The sequence below is a fragment of the Nocardia sp. PLKS1-43 genome (assembly GCF_059510335.1).
Genome location: NZ_JCAJZQ010000018.1, coordinates 84,341 through 99,365, shown reverse-complemented (window position 1 = coordinate 99,365; position 15,025 = coordinate 84,341). Strand labels below are relative to the sequence as shown.

At 66.0% G+C, this 15,025-nt stretch carries 14 protein-coding genes; 3 read left to right on the top strand and 11 right to left on the bottom strand.

The annotated features are described in order from the left end of the window. Positions 1-3: 3 nt before the first annotated feature. Positions 4-1,188, bottom strand: a complete 1,185-nt coding sequence (locus AC5WS7_RS37800) for an aromatic ring-hydroxylating oxygenase subunit alpha (RefSeq protein WP_495959453.1) — start codon at positions 1,186-1,188, stop codon at positions 4-6. A gap of 86 nt (positions 1,189-1,274) precedes the next feature. On the opposite strand from AC5WS7_RS37800, the gene AC5WS7_RS37795 reads away from it, so the two are divergent. After that, on the top strand, positions 1,275-1,874 hold the full coding sequence (locus AC5WS7_RS37795; RefSeq protein ID WP_495959452.1) for a TetR/AcrR family transcriptional regulator: 600 nt from the start codon (positions 1,275-1,277) through the stop codon (positions 1,872-1,874). 166 nt (positions 1,875-2,040) lie between these two features. Then, positions 2,041-3,006, top strand: a complete 966-nt coding sequence (locus tag AC5WS7_RS37790; protein ID WP_495959451.1) for an esterase/lipase family protein — start codon at positions 2,041-2,043, stop codon at positions 3,004-3,006. Positions 3,007-3,450: 444 nt separating this feature from the next. Here AC5WS7_RS37790 and AC5WS7_RS37785 read toward each other — a convergent pair whose 3' ends face one another. The 10 genes from AC5WS7_RS37785 to AC5WS7_RS37740 form a co-directional block, all read right to left on the bottom strand. Then, positions 3,451-4,140: a hypothetical protein gene (locus AC5WS7_RS37785; RefSeq protein ID WP_495959450.1), complete on the bottom strand. Its 690-nt coding sequence runs from the start codon at positions 4,138-4,140 to the stop codon at positions 3,451-3,453. A 57-nt stretch (positions 4,141-4,197) separates the two neighbouring features. Further along, complete coding sequence (locus AC5WS7_RS37780; protein WP_495959449.1) at positions 4,198-5,154, bottom strand: MlaD family protein; 957 nt, start codon at positions 5,152-5,154, stop codon at positions 4,198-4,200. Next, entirely contained in the window at positions 5,151-6,158 is a 1,008-nt protein-coding gene (locus AC5WS7_RS37775; protein ID WP_495959448.1) for an MlaD family protein, read from the bottom strand. Before AC5WS7_RS37775 ends, AC5WS7_RS37780 begins: the two co-directional genes overlap by 4 nt. Further along, positions 6,155-7,252 (bottom strand): MlaD family protein, encoded by a 1,098-nt coding sequence (locus AC5WS7_RS37770; protein WP_495959447.1) that lies wholly within the window; start codon positions 7,250-7,252, stop codon positions 6,155-6,157. The genes AC5WS7_RS37775 and AC5WS7_RS37770 overlap by 4 nt, the downstream gene beginning before the upstream one ends. Before the next feature lies 1 nt (position 7,253). After that, a complete protein-coding gene (locus AC5WS7_RS37765; RefSeq protein WP_495959446.1) occupies positions 7,254-8,276 on the bottom strand; it encodes an MlaD family protein in 1,023 nt (340 codons plus the stop codon). Then, positions 8,264-9,274: an MlaD family protein gene (locus AC5WS7_RS37760; RefSeq protein ID WP_495959445.1), complete on the bottom strand. Its 1,011-nt coding sequence runs from the start codon at positions 9,272-9,274 to the stop codon at positions 8,264-8,266. The genes AC5WS7_RS37765 and AC5WS7_RS37760 overlap by 13 nt, the downstream gene beginning before the upstream one ends. Then, positions 9,271-10,359 carry an MlaD family protein gene (locus AC5WS7_RS37755; RefSeq protein WP_495959444.1) on the bottom strand — a complete coding sequence of 363 codons (1,089 nt, stop codon included), beginning with the start codon at positions 10,357-10,359 and terminating at the stop codon, positions 9,271-9,273. Before AC5WS7_RS37755 ends, AC5WS7_RS37760 begins: the two co-directional genes overlap by 4 nt. 4 nt (positions 10,360-10,363) lie before the next feature. Beyond that, positions 10,364-11,152 (bottom strand): MlaE family ABC transporter permease, encoded by a 789-nt coding sequence (locus AC5WS7_RS37750; protein WP_495959484.1) that lies wholly within the window; start codon positions 11,150-11,152, stop codon positions 10,364-10,366. Positions 11,153-11,238: 86 nt separating this feature from the next. Further along, complete coding sequence (locus AC5WS7_RS37745) at positions 11,239-12,033, bottom strand: MlaE family ABC transporter permease (RefSeq protein ID WP_495959483.1); 795 nt, start codon at positions 12,031-12,033, stop codon at positions 11,239-11,241. A gap of 584 nt (positions 12,034-12,617) precedes the next feature. Then, positions 12,618-13,625: an ABC transporter ATP-binding protein gene (locus AC5WS7_RS37740; RefSeq protein ID WP_495959443.1), complete on the bottom strand. Its 1,008-nt coding sequence runs from the start codon at positions 13,623-13,625 to the stop codon at positions 12,618-12,620. A gap of 288 nt (positions 13,626-13,913) precedes the next feature. On the opposite strand from AC5WS7_RS37740, the gene AC5WS7_RS37735 reads away from it, so the two are divergent. Then, a complete protein-coding gene (locus AC5WS7_RS37735; protein ID WP_495959442.1) occupies positions 13,914-14,996 on the top strand; it encodes a lytic transglycosylase domain-containing protein in 1,083 nt (360 codons plus the stop codon). The last annotated feature ends 29 nt before the right edge of the window (positions 14,997-15,025 follow it).

The window sequence follows — 15,025 nt, the reverse complement described above, 5'->3', positions numbered from 1 at the left end:
CCGCTACCGAGCCGCGACCGGCTCGGCGGCCTGCTCGGACTCGAGCCGCGCGACATCGTCGGCGACCATCTTGTGAAAAACCTGTCCCGGCAATTCGTTTCGCCCGTAGATCAGCTCGCCGACCTGACCGTGCGCCGCGTTGTCGGTGATCGTCTTGGTGACGAACCAGTCCTCGGCGTGCAGCGTCTCCATCAGCAGGTCCCAGTTCTTCTGCAGGATCCGCTCCTCGCGCGGGGTCTGCGGTTTGCTCGGGGACAGCAGGCGGATGGTGCAGTAGCTGACGTTCGGGTCCTGCGCGTCCGGCACGATCGTCCAGATCTCGAAGTGGTTGGGCTCGGTCACCAGCATGGTGCCCGGATAGACCGTGTAGTTCGCCAGCGAGTAGTCCCGCACGTCGAACGAATCCGGGTCGGCGTCGCGCACCTCGGTGATCGCCTTGCGCGCCACCACGAGTCGCCACGAACGGCCGACCGGATCGAAGGCGGTGATATTGCCCTCGAGGTAGTTGCAGACCGTCTTGGTGTGCAACTGGCACAGGTGATACGAGTCCTGCACCCCGTCCACGGCGATCTTCCAGTTCATACCCAGCCGCCAGGTCTCCTTACGCACCTGGTAGGACCCGCCCATGCCCGTGTCGGCGACCTCCGCGTCGTGCTTGTCCCCCAGCACCGCGGCGATATCCAGCGACTCGCCGACGGTCGGCACCACCCAGACCAGCCCGTGCCGGACCTCGCAGGGGAATTCGACCAGGCCGTACTCACCGCGGTCCATGCCGTCGAAACCCTCGGCGTGCGGCATCCCGCGCAGCGAGCCGTCCTTGCCGTAGGACCAGTTGTGATACGGGCAGGCGAACACGCGTTTGCAGCCGGACTCGGAGAATTCGACCTTCGACCCGCGGTGTCGGCAGACGTTGGAGAACGCCTTGACGCTGCCGTCGCTCTGCTTGACCACCAGTAGCGGCGTCCCGATCAGACCGGTAGTCAGAAAGTCACCGGCCTTCTGCAACTCGTCGACGTGCGCCACGATGTGCGGGAATCGCCGCACCACCGCTCGCTCCTTGTCCGCCAGCTCGGGATCGTCGAATACCGAAAATGACACGCGGAGAAGGTCTTCCGCGTAGTCGGTGGTGTTGTTGTCCACGTGGGCGATGAGCCGCTGCGTGAGCCTGATCTTCTCGTCGCGCTCCATTATCCGAGAGTGGCACACGAGACAATGATTGTCTAGTGTCTTATCTAAAGCTTTTCGATTTCCCGACTACTTGGTATCGTGCTTCGGTGACTGCACGCGGCGCGCATATCGAGCTCCCGGCCGATACTCGATCGGCCATCCTCGCCGCGGCCGAGTCCTGTTTCGCCCGCCTCGGCATCGCGAACACCACCATGGAGGACGTCGCCAAGGCCGCGTCGAGTTCGCGCGCGACGGTGTATCGCTACTTCGCCGACCGCGACGCGCTGGTGACCGAATCGGTGGTCCGGCGCGCCCGCGCGAACATGGATTCCGCCCGCGAGTTCATCGCCCGACACCCGACCATCTCCGAGCGCATCGTCGAGGGCATCTGCGAAGACGTGCGCCGCGGCCGTCGCGATCCGATGATGCACCGACTGGTTTCACCTGCGGAAATGGTGCTCGCCGCGCGCCTGCTGACCGAGACCGGCCGCGCGGTCGAGCTGACCTACGAACTGTGGGAGCCGATTCTCACCAGGGCGCGCGCCGCGGGCGACATTCGCGCGGATCTGGACATCCGGCTGCTGTGCGAGTGGATCTCGGAACTGGAGATCTACTACATCGCACGCGGCTCGACCCGCGAGGCCGAGGACCTGGACACGGTCCGCGCGCGACTGCGGACGTTCCTGCTTCCGGCCCTGCTCCCCTGACCCGTTCGCGAAGCTACGACGGGCCGGCGCGGCCGGATCGATATCCCCGATCGAGCGAATACGGCCCGCGGCCGTCACCCGGGAAGTACGCTCACTAACCTATGATCGATAGGATAACCAACCTGGTCGGCCACCACTGCGTCACTTCACTCCCGGGAGTCGCGTCATGACGCCGAAGCGCACCACCGGATCCTGCCGCCGAGCCGCCGGTCGCCGCACCCGCCTGCGCGCCGCGCTCGCGATCGGAGCCGCGGCCGCGAGCACCTGGGCCGCCGCATCGCCCGCTGCCGCGCAATCGCCGCAATACGGTCCACCGCAATCGAATTGGGAATCGGCCGTGGCCTATTCGGTGGTCGCTCCGGAGGCGCTACCGCCGGGCATGAACGACTTCGGCTGCCGCCCCGCCTCGGCCCATCCCAGGCCACTGATCCTGATCAACGGCGCATTCCTGAACGCCTACGCGAACTGGGCGATGTACTCACCCCGGCTACACGCGGCAGGTTATTGCGTCTTCGGCTTGGATTACGGCGGCCCGGCGGGCGGACCGTTCCACCAGATGGGTGATATGCGCGCCTCCGCCGCCGAGATCGGCCGGTTCATCGATCGGGTTCGTGCGGCCACGCACACCGATCAGGTCGATCTCGTGGGCTATTCCGAGGGCGGTCTGGCGCCGCTCTACTACCTCAACGTGCTGGGCGGCGTTCCGCACGTGCACGCGATGATCAGCCTCGACTCGCCGGTGCGCGGTCTGAGCGGCTATGGCGTCCTGGCCGAACTGTCGGCTCTCCCGGGCGGCCCGCAGGCACTCGGCTCGGTTCTGCCGGCCGCCGCGGACGGCGCGGCGGGTTCGGCCTTCGTTCGCGAAGTGTCCCGCGACGGCTTCACCCGCCCGGGCGTCCGATACGTGAGCATCACCTCCCGCGCCGACCTGGTCGTCACCCCCGACGAGGCCCGCCTGCCCGCCGCGCCCAACGTCACGAACGTCATCACCCAGGACACCTGCCCGCAGGACCAGGTCTTCCACGGTTCGGTGATCTACGACGACATCACCCTGCAACTGGTCCTCAACGCACTGGACCCGCAGCACCCCGCGCCGCCGACCTGTCACGTGGTCCTGCCGCTGGTCAACTGAATCGCCACTGTTCGATTTCCCGGGTCGTCCGAAAACGCGCTCACCCACCCGTGTCGAGCCGCTCCGAACTGGGCTCCCTGGATGCGGCATCGTGAACGACAGCTCGCAGTCCGCTACCTACATCGGGAACTCCGGATACGGAACCGGGATTCGCGCACAGATGTCCGAGACTCGGTGAGCTGCTCGCCATCGTTCCGATCAGCGTCGACGGGTTCTAGCCGGGAGCCGTTCATGCGCTGGTTCATGAGCGACGGGGGTTGAAAATCCCTGTCCCACATCGTGTCCGGGGTCGCGGCTGGGCCGGCAGCCCATCCCGGTTACCCGCCCCCAACGCGCCAGGACTCGGGATCCGTCGTCGACACGCCCGCGGCCGGAATCCGTACCGCCGATGGCACGAATTCCGGCCGCGAGCACGCCTTGCCGACACGGCTTACCGCCGCGGATTCACTTCGGGGCGGTGGCGCCGTCCAGGGCGTTGCCGATGCCGCCGATGTCGGTGATGGTCCAATTGTCGTGGCTGTCCAGGGTCAGCGAATAGGTCGCGGTGGACTGGATGCCCTCGGGCGCCTGGCTGTTCTTGGTCAGCACACTGACGAAGCAGTCCACCGAGTAGATGCCGTTGTTGTCCGAACGCACCTTGGCCGCAACGGGTTTGGCCGTGGACACCCACTGCAGCGGGGTGATGATCTGCTCCATCGAACCCGCCGCCTGGGTCAGCCGGTTGGACAGTTCCGGGCTGGTGCCCTTGGTCAGGCGCGAGCGCCAGGAGGCCAGATCCTGGAAGTTCATCTCCGCGGCGGCGGTGGCGTAGTCGAGTGCGACCTGTTCGGCGTGCGCGGTCCCCGCCTGCTCCGCACGCCCGGCGGCGATCTGATCGGACTTGTCGCTCAGCTGCCAGCCCAGCACCGCGACCGCGGCCACCAGCGCGAGGACCAGCGCGCCGACGACAACGGTTTTCAGCTGGATCGAGGAGTTCCCCGTCCGTCGTCCACGCCGCAGCGCGGCGGACAGCGCCGCCGAACGACGGCGCGACTCGTCCGCGGCGGGCGCGGATTCCGTCGTGCCGCTGGATGATTCGGTGTCGGGATCGGTGGCGGATTCGGGGCCGGTGAGCACGGAAGTGGAGTGGTTCATGAAAGCCTTCTTCGAACGGGGATGGTCAGGAAAATCGCTATCGTCGCGGAGCAGGGGCTACCTCCCCGGTGGTCGCAGGTGCACGGTGATCGCATCGCCCGAAGAGGTCGAGGCGATCGCGTTGTCCAGCAGGCGCCCGACATCCACGGTCGACATCGACGTCGCCCCGGCCCGCACACCGGGCAGCAGGTCCACGCCGAGGGTGTGCAGGTCACCGGAACTCTTGTCCAGGAACGCCTGCAACTGATCGATCAGCGGGGCGGCCCCGTCGCGGATGCCGGTCAGCGGGCCGAAGGACGCGGCGAAGTCGATCCCGCTGAGCACATCGTTGAATCCCGACCCGAACTGCGCCAATTGCGGTGTGGCACCGGCGAGGTCGGCGGGGACGGTGCCGGTGCCTTCCAGCAGCGGCTGCAACTTCGTCAGCAACTGCGTCAGATCGTTCGATCGCCGGGTCAGGGTCTGGGCGAGCAGCTGGCCCGCACGCGACAGGTCGTTCAGGACCCACGAATCATCGGGCAGCGCCACATCGACGGTCCGGAAGATCTCCCGGACCCGATCGGGCTCGATCTGCTCGAGCATCCGGGTCAGCCTGGCCGACAATTCTTGGAAGGTGGTGGGCACGACCACGCGCGCGGTGGGCACGGTGGCCCCATTGGTCAGATACGGGCCGGATTCGGTCGCCGGAAGCACCGCCAGATATGCCTCGCCCAGTGCCGAGAGGTTGTCGACCCGGAAACTGCTCTCCGAGGGGATGCGGTAGCCGTCGTCGTAGTTCCAAGCGATCTTCACGTGGTCCGGCGTGGGGTCGATACCGGTGACGTGCCCGATCGCGACGCCGCGCAACAGCACCCGCGACCCGACCACCAGGCCGTTGGTGTCCGGAACCGACATGCTGGCCGTGCGGACGTGTTGCAGCAGACCGGTGTCGAGGCCTATGTGGTTGAGGTACACGAACGAGGAGACGGCCAGTGCCGCCATGCCCGCGACGGATGCGACGGTCTTCAGGCTCATTTCACCGCTCCCAGCATGCGCAGCAGATTCTGCACGTCCCCGACGATCTGATCGCCCTTGTCCGTCTCGATCGACCGGATGTCGACCGAGGGATTCTGCGCGAACGGCAGCAACGTGGTGCGCAGGAAATCCGACACCTTCGCGGTATCCGCGGGCGCGCGGTCCCAGATGCCGCGACCGACCGCACCGGTCTCGGCCAGGGAATTCAGCATGGGCACCATCCACAGGCCGCCCTCGTACACGCTGCCGACCGAGGGCAGGATCTGGCTGATGTAGGACACGATGTTGACCGCCGTGCGACGCCAGTAGTGCACGGTCGGTTGCGCGAACAGCGTCGCCAGGGTCTGCCCCCTGGCGTCGATCGAGGCGCCGGTCGCGCTGAAACCGTTGAGCATCCGGTCGATCTCACCGGTGTCACCGGACAGATCGTGCATGTCCCCGGCTACGACGTTCGCCAGCCGCTGCACGTTGCGCGGCTTGGGCATGACGGTGTTTATCCCGGTCATCGCGTTCTCGATCTGCTGGATGCTGCCGCCGTTGACGAAATACGCCATGACCGCCATGGTGTCCTCGAGCTGCGGCGGCGAGCTGGTGTGATCGACGCTCACCGTGCCGCCGGGCGGCAGATACGGACCCTGCACGACAGCCCCGTGATCGAGCGCGATGTAAGTATCGCCCAGCAGGGTGTTCTGGCGGATCACCGCGCGCACGTCGGCGGGGATCTTGGTCCCCTGCTTCACCTCGGCGCTGACGTCGACGATTTTCCCTGCGACAGTGAGCTTCTCGACCTGCCCGACGCGCAGTCCGTCCATCATCACATCGGCGCCGGTGGGCAGATTCATGGTGCTGGCGAACTGCATCCCGAGCTGATAGCCCGCCCCGACGCCGCCCCGGACCGAGGGCAGATCATCCGGGCCCACCGCCGAGCACGCGCAGGTGGCCAGCAGGCTGCACCCGAGCACCGTCGCCACCGCGCCGGTCTTCCATCGTGTGGTCGTCTTCATCGCTGACCTTTCGCGAGCGTCATGTCCAGCAGTCCGGTGACCGGGACCCGCACATGCCCCTGAACCGTCGAGCAACTGCCGGGACGCGTACGGTTCGCCTCCTCGCACAACTCGGGAGCCACCGGGGAATCGACCTGGACGGTCGGCGGACGGTAGTCGATCACCATCCCGCCGTTGCCGTTCGACTGCTGCCGCAGCGTCGCGGCGATCGATGGAATCGAATCCAGCAGTCCGGCAATGTCTTTCGAGCGGCTGGCGGCCAGGTGGACGGCATCGGCGACCGGCCCCTGCAACAGCGGCCAGAGCAGGTCGCCGTAGTTGGTCTGCACGTCGTGCAGCACGTTCACCAGCCAGCCGACGCCGATGCAGACGTCCACCACGCCGGGCCACAGATCGATCCCCGCGCCGACGACCTCGGGCATCTGATCCAGGATGGATTTCATCGCGGGCCACCGCTGCAACGCGGCGTCGGTCAGCGGAGCCATGTTCTGGATGATCGAGCCGATGTCGGCCATCAGCCGGTCCGGGCTCTGGGACGCCGCGGAGGCGTGCAGCATCATCGACCGCGCGTTGTCACCCTGCCCGCGCAGTGCCTCCGCCATTCCGGACACGGCCTTCTCGAAGCTCTCCCGGTTGTCGTTCGGACTCAGCGCGTTGATGAAATCCGCTGCCGAGCCCGCGATTTCGGAGATGCTCTTGGGGGTGAAGCTGTGATCCTCCGGAATACACTGCCCGGCAGCGAGTTCCGGGCCGGCCTTGTAGTTGCCCACCAGCTCCACACTGCGGTCGGCCAGGATCGACTTGGAGCGGGTGACCGCACGGACATCGACCGGGAACCTGCGGCCGCCGTCGAGGGTGAAGCTCACTTCGACGTGGTCGCCGCGCGGTTGGATCCGGTCCACGCGACCGACCTGCAATCCCATCTGCGTCACCGGATTACCGGCGTACAGGCCCACCGCGTCGGGCATCTGCGCGCAGAACCCCGAATGCGATTGCGAGCCATCCGGATCCACGACCGCGAAGCCGAGGCCACCGACCAGCGCGAGTGCCAGCACCCCACCGGTACCGATCAGATACTTCCTGCGAATTGTCATCTCAGCACGTCCGCCCGGGAAGAGGAACACAGATATTCGAGGCCAGCACTGTGCCCCCGGTGATCGTCGCCAACCCCTGCGGGGTCAGCCACGCCGCGAGCTGGGCGCGCAGTCCCTGCAATTTGTCGATGGCCGGGCCCATGTTCGCCTGGAAGCTCTCGATCGACTTGCGCACCTGGTCCACCGCGCCGCGCACCTGGTCCTTGTGGTCCAGGTAGAACTTCATCTCCGGCTGCACCCGCATCAGGACGTCACCCAGCAGGGCGTAGGCTTCGTTGAAACCGACATGCGCGTTGTTGTACGTGGATACGACCAGATCAATCTGCCGGATCAGGTCGAACACGAAATCCCGGCTGCCGTTGAACGTCTTCATGTACTCCGAGGCCAGGCCGGTGATCTGCTCGACCTGCGTGCGCTGGCGGTCCATCACCGCCGAGATGCTGTTCATCCCGGAGATCAACGATCCGACCGACGTCGAATTGTGTTGCAGCGCTTGGGCCACCTGGTCGATATTGGCGTCCACCGGACCGCCCTTCACCTGGTCGGTCACATGCGGTGCGGCCTGGAGCACGTCCCCGATCGAATACGGCACACTGACGTGGTCGACCGGGATGACCCGCGAACCCAGCGGCGAATCACCCAGTGGCACAACGGTAACCGCGTAGCCACCGACCGGGGTCAGCATGCGCACCTCGACACGGGAATCGTCGCCGATGAAGGTATCGTCGGAGACCTGCGCCTCGACCAACACGGTATCCGGCTGGAACGACACCTTGGTCAGCTTGCCGACGGTGATCCCGGCGACCCGGACCTCCTCACCGGTCGACAGCGTCGAGGCATCGGTGGTCTGGAAGGACACGGTGCGCTGCCCGGTCGGATGGATGTAGAACAGGGTGGTCGCGCCCAGGGCGGCGACCGCGGTGACCACGACCACCGTCCCGAGCAGGATCTCGCTCGCGGCGACCCGCCGCACCAGAGCGCCCAGCGCGCCGCGCCGCGGCTCGCTCGTCATCACTTCCGACATACCACGACCTCGCTCCCGTTCAGCAAAACCTTGACCTCCGTGGGCAATTGGGCGACCCCGTGACTGCAGTTCATCGCCGAGGGCGCGGCCGAGGTCTGCGGCAGTTGCAGTCCGGCGAGCGTCACCGGCAGCAGCCGCAGCGCCTCCGCGGCCTGCGGCAGCGAGGCGAACGCGTGGGTCAGTATCTTGTCCACGTCCACGCCGCGGGCCATGCCCAGCTCGATGAGCAGTTGGTGCACGGGGGTGAGGAATTCGGGCCCGAATTTCGCGGTCTTCGGGAATTGGCTCAGCACCGTCATCGCCTTGGCGATCGGGAAACTCAGCGATTTCATGAATTCCATGACCTCGGGCGACTTTCCGCCCATCGAGTCGGAGATCCGCGAGAGGTTGGCGACCAGCACGGAGATCACCTGTTCGCGGTCGTGCGCGAGATCGGTGAGCCGCTGCACGCTGTCGAGCATGGGCGCCAGGCCCGATCCGTCGCCCTGCAGCAGGGTGATCGCGTTCTGCATGAACGTATTGATCTCGTTGGTGCTCATTGTGCTCAGCACCGGCTGCAGGCCGTTGAACAACTGGGTGATGTCGAACGACGGCCGGGTTTGGTTGGTGCCGAGTTGGCTGACCGGACGGCCCGGCTGGTCCGGCTCCTGCAGATCGACGTACCGGATTCCGGTGAGGTTCTGGTACTTCACGGCCAGCACCGAGTTGTCCAGCAATCGGTAGGGGTGCTGGAGCGAGAAACTCACCTCGGCGATGCTCGCGCCGTTCTTCCGGATGAGTTTGATCGCCGAAACCTTGCCTATCCGAACGCCTTTCGTGCGGATATCGCCGTTGACGTGCAGACCGGAAGCATCGGTGAACTCGGCGGTGTAGCTGTCGGTGTCACCGTGCACCGGATTCTTGATGGCGCTGAGGATGATCGAGAACAGCACGACCGCCACGACCGCAGCGACGCCGAGCTTGCCCAGCGTGACGAACAGTTTGGTGCGCGGGCTCATCGGTGGGCCTCCCCGGCCGGTGTGGTCGGAATTCCGGTCAGCGCCAGCGGCGTGGCGAACATCGGCAGATCGTCGACGACGATGCGCAGACTCAGCGTCTTGTGCCCGTTGCTGCCGTGGAAGGCCGCGTTGTACCGGTCGATCAGTGTCATCAGCTTGTCGGGAGCCTTGCCGCCGCCGAGCATGTGCGGCATGGCATCGCTCATCGCCTGCACGAGGCTGGTGACCGGGGTCAACTGCGATCCGTGCGAGGCGAGCAGGTGACCCGCCTTGCCGAACAGGCTGTTGGCCGCCAGGCCCAGGCCCTCGTCGGTCTTGTCCATGAACGCGTCGTCCACGCCGACCGAGCCGTCCGGCCGACGGTTGTAGGAACTGTTGTACACGTTGTAGAGGGCGTCCACCGCCTGATCACCGAAAGCCGGTAGGACAGCGAGGATGTCGTCGGCGCGGCGCATCAGTTCGGTCGGCATCGTCTGCTGGGTCGCGGCCACCCGATCGGCGAAGATGATTCCCGACTGGATCAATGGCGTCAGCCCGTCGGTGTACCGCACGACCTTGTTCAGCGTGGTCACCATCGACTGAGTCAGCGTCCCGTCGACCGCGACCGAGCCCTTCTCCAGCATCGTCGACATGGTGAAGTCACCGGCGGGGGTCTTGTCCAGCGTGCTGCCGGATACCAGCCGATTTCCCTCCGGGTGCGCGACCAGATCGACCGCGCTGATGCCGAAATAGTTCTCCGGGCGGAAATCCAGGTCGAAGTCATCGGTCAGGCGTGCGGAAATATCGGAGCGCAGTTGCAGACTCATCCGCACCGTGCCCGGATCGGTCTTCTCGAGGCCGGTGACCTGGCCGATCTCCGCGCCGTGCAGAATCACCTTCGTCCCGGTACCGACGCCCGGACCGACATAGGGCACTTCGACATTCAGCGCCAAGCCGGATGGCTCGTGGTAGGTCGGGTACACCCACATCGTCGCCGCCAGCACGACGGCGACCGTGGCCGCGACCCCGGCGGCCGCGATATTCACGATACGTTTCTGATCGCGGTCGGTGCCGCGCAGGAAATCCTGATTGCGTGTCTTGGCCATCGCCCTATCCTTTGAAAACCAGCAGGGGGCTCAGGCCCCAGATCGCCACTGTCATCGCGAAATTCAGCACGACGATCGCCACCAGGCTCGCCCGGATGGCGCGCCCCGACGCCGCGCCCACGCCCGCGGGCCCGCCGGAGGCGAAATAGCCGTAGTAGCAATGGATCAGCGTGACCACCGCGCAGAACGACACCGCCTTGATCACCGATGCGCCCAGATCCGGCCAGCTCAGGAACTGGGCGAAATAGTGGTCGTAGGTGCCGTGCGGCTGGTGATGGAAGACCTTGACGATGATCCCGCCGGTGAAGAAGGCGACCACCAGCGCCATCAGATATCCGGGCAGCACCACGAGCATGCCGCCGATGAGCCGGGTGCCCACGACGAACGGAATCGCCCGCAGCCCCATGGATTCGGTCGCGTCGATCTCCTCGGAGATGCGCATCGCGCCGATCTCGGCGGTCATCCGGCAGCCGGCCTGGGCGGCAAAGCCGATGCCGGTGATGATGGGAGCGATCACGCGAATGTTGCCGAAGGATCCGATGATTCCGGTCAACGCGCCGAAGCCCAGCAGATCGAACGCCATGAACGCCTCGATCGCCACCACCGCGCCGACGGCCACGCCGAGGAAGAACATCAGGCTGACCACGCCGCCGTCGACGATGAGTGAGCCACTGCCCCAGGCCATGTTGTTCATCGTCTTGACGGTCTGTTTGCGATAGTGGCGAACGGTGACCGGCAGCAGCGCGACGGTCTTGACGATGAACACGGCTACTTGGCCGATCTCCCCGACCATGTCGCTCACGCTGCGCCCGAGGGCGCGAAGCGGTCGAGCGGCCAAGGCGGGCAACGCATTCGAGTAGTTCGAAGATGTACTCATCATCACGCCAATCGGGCCGGGAAGAACATCATCTGCAGCTGACTGATCAGCAGATTCGTCATGAAGATGCAGAACACGCTCAACACGACCGAGGCGTTGACGGCGTTCGCCACACCCTTCGGACCGCCCTTGGCCTCGAGGCCGCGCAGGCTCGCGATCAGCACCACGATGGCCGCGAAGACCAGCGATTTGAGCACCGAGAACGCCAGGTCGGTCGGGGTGGCGAAAGCACCGAAGGACTGCCAGAAGCTGCCCGGCACAACGTTGTTCACGTTGGCGGAAATGACCAGGCCCGCGAACACGCCCGCGCCGACGATGATGATGCACAGCACCGGAGCGATCACGATCATCGCGACGAAGCGCGGCATCACCAGGCGTTCGACCGGGTCCACGCCCATCACCCGCATGGCGTCGATCTCCTCACGGATCGACCGCGCGCCCAGGTCCGAGGCGATCGCCGAGGCCGCCGCGCCACTCATCAGCAGACCGGCCGCCATCGGCGCGCCCTGGCCGACGACTCCCAGGCCGCTGGCCGCACCCGCCAGCGAGTTGGCCCCGACCTGATTCATGATGCCGCCGACCTCGACCGACACCTCCGCACCGATCGGTATCGCCATCAGGAGCGCGGGCAGCGCAGTGACCTTGAGCAGCAACCACATCTGATCGACCAGCTCGTACACCGGCATGCGCAGCCGCACGGTGTCCACGACCGTGTAGCGCACAACCGCGGCGGTCAGATGGGCGGACCGGCCCAGGGTTGCCAGGCTGTCGCGCGGCGCTCGCCGCAGATGCGCCATTACCCGTTGTGTCCGGGACGGCGTCGCCGGTGACGACCCGTCGAGACGATTGTGCGATGGACCGCCGGGGCCGGATACTGCGTGGGCGATCATCGGTGCCTGCGTGATACTCATCGGTGGCACCTCCCTCCATGGATGTCGGCGCATGCGACAGCTGCGCCGCTGTAACCGATTTCTGGTGCTGACGGTGTGCGGAATTCCCAACGGTGCGACGAAACGTCACCGATGGTGAAATTGCTTGCTATGTAATGGATTAAAGAGACGAATGCCGATTTCTCGTGCGCCGCGTCTTCGGCGCCTGGCCCCGCGCAGATTCGAGGGCCGGAAGAACGATCGCAGTATTCCCGATCGGTTCGGCGACATTGCCTTCGAGCGTCATTGTTCGATACTCCGATTTCACGAGACCGCATTCGCTCGCGCAGTACGGCGAGCAGTGGAGCCACCGGCGCTCCCGGAATACCGACCCGGCACATCGCTTGTGATCCGAATCTCCCTGTGGCGCGCCACGTGTCGTGGCTCACATAGAACATACTTTGCTTTACGCATTACGTCAATCGTCTTTTGTAAAGCAGTCCGCTGGAGGTTCAGCGATCCGCCAGGTCCGGGACCGTCTGCTCCGCACCGAAGCTCGCCTCCACCGCGGTCCGCGCCGCCGGGGTCAGCGTGTGCAGCATCTCGCGCACGCGGTTCTGACGGCGGGTCACCGCCTGCCGGAACGGCATCCCCGGTGTCGCCTGCATCTGCGGGACGATCCCCTCGATCTCGTCCACCCCACCCGCGTGATGCCCGGCATCGACCAGCGCCTGTTCGCGCTCCATCTGGGCCTCGTCCTTCTCCTCGGACATGCCGATCGGGCCGACCATGCGGCCGTTGAGGAACTGCTTCACCACCGGCTCGTCGGAGGTCAACAGCACCTCGCGCGGGCCGAACATCACCAGCTCACGACGGAACAGCATGCCGATGTTGTCCGGCACTGTGCGGGCGAGATTGATGTTGTGCGTGACGATCAGGAACGTCGCATCGATCTGAGCATTGATGTCCAGGAACAACTGACTGATGTACGTGGTGCGCACCGGATCCAGGCCCGAGTCCGGCTCGTCCACCAGGATGATCTCCGGATCGAGCACCAGAGCCCGGGCCAGCCCGGCACGCTTGCGCATCCCGCCGGAGATCTCGCCGGGCAGCTTGTCCTCCGCGCCGAGCAGACCGGTCAGCTCGAGCTTCTCCAGCACGATCCGCCGGATCTCGGACTCGTTCTTGCGGGTGTGCTCGCGCAACGGGAACGCGACGTTGTCGAACAGGCTCATCGACCCGAACAGCGCCCCGTCCTGGAACAGCACGCCGAACAGCTTGCGGATCTCGTACAGCTGCGAGGTCGAGCACTTCATGATGTCGGTACCGTCGACGTGGATCGCACCGCACTCCGGGCGCAGTAGGCCGATCAGCGATTTGAGGAACACCGATTTGCCCGTACCCGAGGGACCGAGCAGGACGCTCACCTCCCCGGGCGGCAACGTCAGGCTGACATCACGCCAGATCGTCTGGGCACCAAAGCTTTTGGTGATTCCGGTGGTACTGACTTCGACACCCATGTTCTCTCCTCGGCCGAGCTTGCACGCTTGGACCAGCGCGCCGACGAACAACCAGCCCGCTACGCTGCCACCGGCAGAGCGGTCGGAGCCATGAGCGAGCTGTGATACAAACTACGATAGACGTCAGACGTTAGACGGATCACACATTTCGTGCAACGATATCTCTCAGCTTTCGATCAGCGAAGGCTTTTGAACAAGCCCGGGCTACCAACTCTGCGGAGCCGGGCGGCGCAGCTGCCCGAATCATGCTGGCCTACAGGCGAATCTGCGATCCCAGGGAGTTATCCGATGCGATCACATCGTCGTGCGCAGTCGAGAAGTACGAATCGATCCACGCCCGCACGCCCGGCGGCCCTGGTCTCCGCGCTCGCGGTCACCGGACTGCTGGTCGCGGGATCCTCGAGCGCCGGGGGCGAGTCCGCGCCACCACCGAACCGAAGCACAGCGAGCACGGAATTCACTGCCCTGCAACGCGATCTGCGCGCGGAGCGGAGCGGTCCCGCGCTGGTGCCCGCGGTCGTTCCGGCGCTGCGCCCGCATCCGGCCGTGCCGGAACCGAGTACCCCGCCCGATGACGCACCACCGGCACAGCCCGTCGCGGCCACCGCGGCCGAGGGGGCCACACCCGTGCCCGGCAGCGCGGCTGCCGCGATCCCCGAGCCGGTGCTGGCCGCCTACCGCAATGCCGAGTTGATTCTCCGGCAGACGCGGCCCGGCTGCGGTCTGACCTGGAATCTGCTGGCCGGCATCGGGCGGATCGAATCCGGCCATGCGCGCTCGGGCTCGGTCGACGCACACGGCCGGACGATCTCGCCGATTCTCGGACCGGCACTGGACGGGACCCTGCCCGGAAACGAGATCATCAGGGCGTCGGGCAGTTACGTTCGCGCGATCGGGCCCATGCAATTCCTGCCGGGCACCTGGCAACACTGGGCCTCCGACGGCAACGGCGACGGTGTCGCCGACCCGAACAACGTCTACGACGCCGCGCTCGCCGCCGGACGATATCTGTGCGCGGACGGCGCGAACCTGAGCGATCCGCAACAGCGCCTCAACGCGGTCCTGCGTTACAACCACTCGATGGCGTATGCGTCGAACGTGCTGACCTGGTCGCGGATCTACGCGGGTACGCAAGCCCGTCCCGCCGATGTCGTTCCGTCCGTGCCCGAGACGACGATCCCCGGCCCGGACGACCACGCGGCGGCGTCACCCGAGGACCATGTGCAAGCGGTGGTCACCTCGAACCCCAACCCCGGCAACGCATTCCCCGCACCGGCACCCGCACCCATGCCGACACCCGCGCCGATGATCTACATCCCGGGACTGCCCCCGATCCCGTGCGGCATTCTGTGTCCTCCCCCGGCTCGGTAATCCGGCCCCGAGCGCGGATCGAGCACCCG

Bases quoted from the DNA above. Each gene is read 5' to 3' on its own strand.
- AC5WS7_RS37800 (WP_495959453.1), bottom strand. From the start codon at position 1,188: ATGGAGCGCGACGAGAAGATCAGGCTCACGCAGCGGCTCATCGCCCAC.
- AC5WS7_RS37790 (WP_495959451.1), top strand. From the start codon at position 2,041: ATGACGCCGAAGCGCACCACCGGATCCTGCCGCCGAGCCGCCGGTCGC.
- AC5WS7_RS37785 (WP_495959450.1), bottom strand. From the start codon at position 4,140: ATGAACCACTCCACTTCCGTGCTCACCGGCCCCGAATCCGCCACCGAT.
- AC5WS7_RS37780 (WP_495959449.1), bottom strand. From the start codon at position 5,154: ATGAGCCTGAAGACCGTCGCATCCGTCGCGGGCATGGCGGCACTGGCC.
- AC5WS7_RS37775 (WP_495959448.1), bottom strand. From the start codon at position 6,158: ATGAAGACGACCACACGATGGAAGACCGGCGCGGTGGCGACGGTGCTC.
- AC5WS7_RS37770 (WP_495959447.1), bottom strand. From the start codon at position 7,252: ATGACAATTCGCAGGAAGTATCTGATCGGTACCGGTGGGGTGCTGGCA.
- AC5WS7_RS37765 (WP_495959446.1), bottom strand. From the start codon at position 8,276: ATGTCGGAAGTGATGACGAGCGAGCCGCGGCGCGGCGCGCTGGGCGCT.
- AC5WS7_RS37760 (WP_495959445.1), bottom strand. From the start codon at position 9,274: ATGAGCCCGCGCACCAAACTGTTCGTCACGCTGGGCAAGCTCGGCGTC.
- AC5WS7_RS37755 (WP_495959444.1), bottom strand. From the start codon at position 10,359: ATGGCCAAGACACGCAATCAGGATTTCCTGCGCGGCACCGACCGCGAT.
- AC5WS7_RS37750 (WP_495959484.1), bottom strand. From the start codon at position 11,152: ATGGTCGGGGAGATCGGCCAAGTAGCCGTGTTCATCGTCAAGACCGTC.
- AC5WS7_RS37745 (WP_495959483.1), bottom strand. From the start codon at position 12,033: ATGGCGCATCTGCGGCGAGCGCCGCGCGACAGCCTGGCAACCCTGGGC.
- AC5WS7_RS37740 (WP_495959443.1), bottom strand. From the start codon at position 13,625: ATGGGTGTCGAAGTCAGTACCACCGGAATCACCAAAAGCTTTGGTGCC.
- AC5WS7_RS37735 (WP_495959442.1), top strand. From the start codon at position 13,914: ATGCGATCACATCGTCGTGCGCAGTCGAGAAGTACGAATCGATCCACG.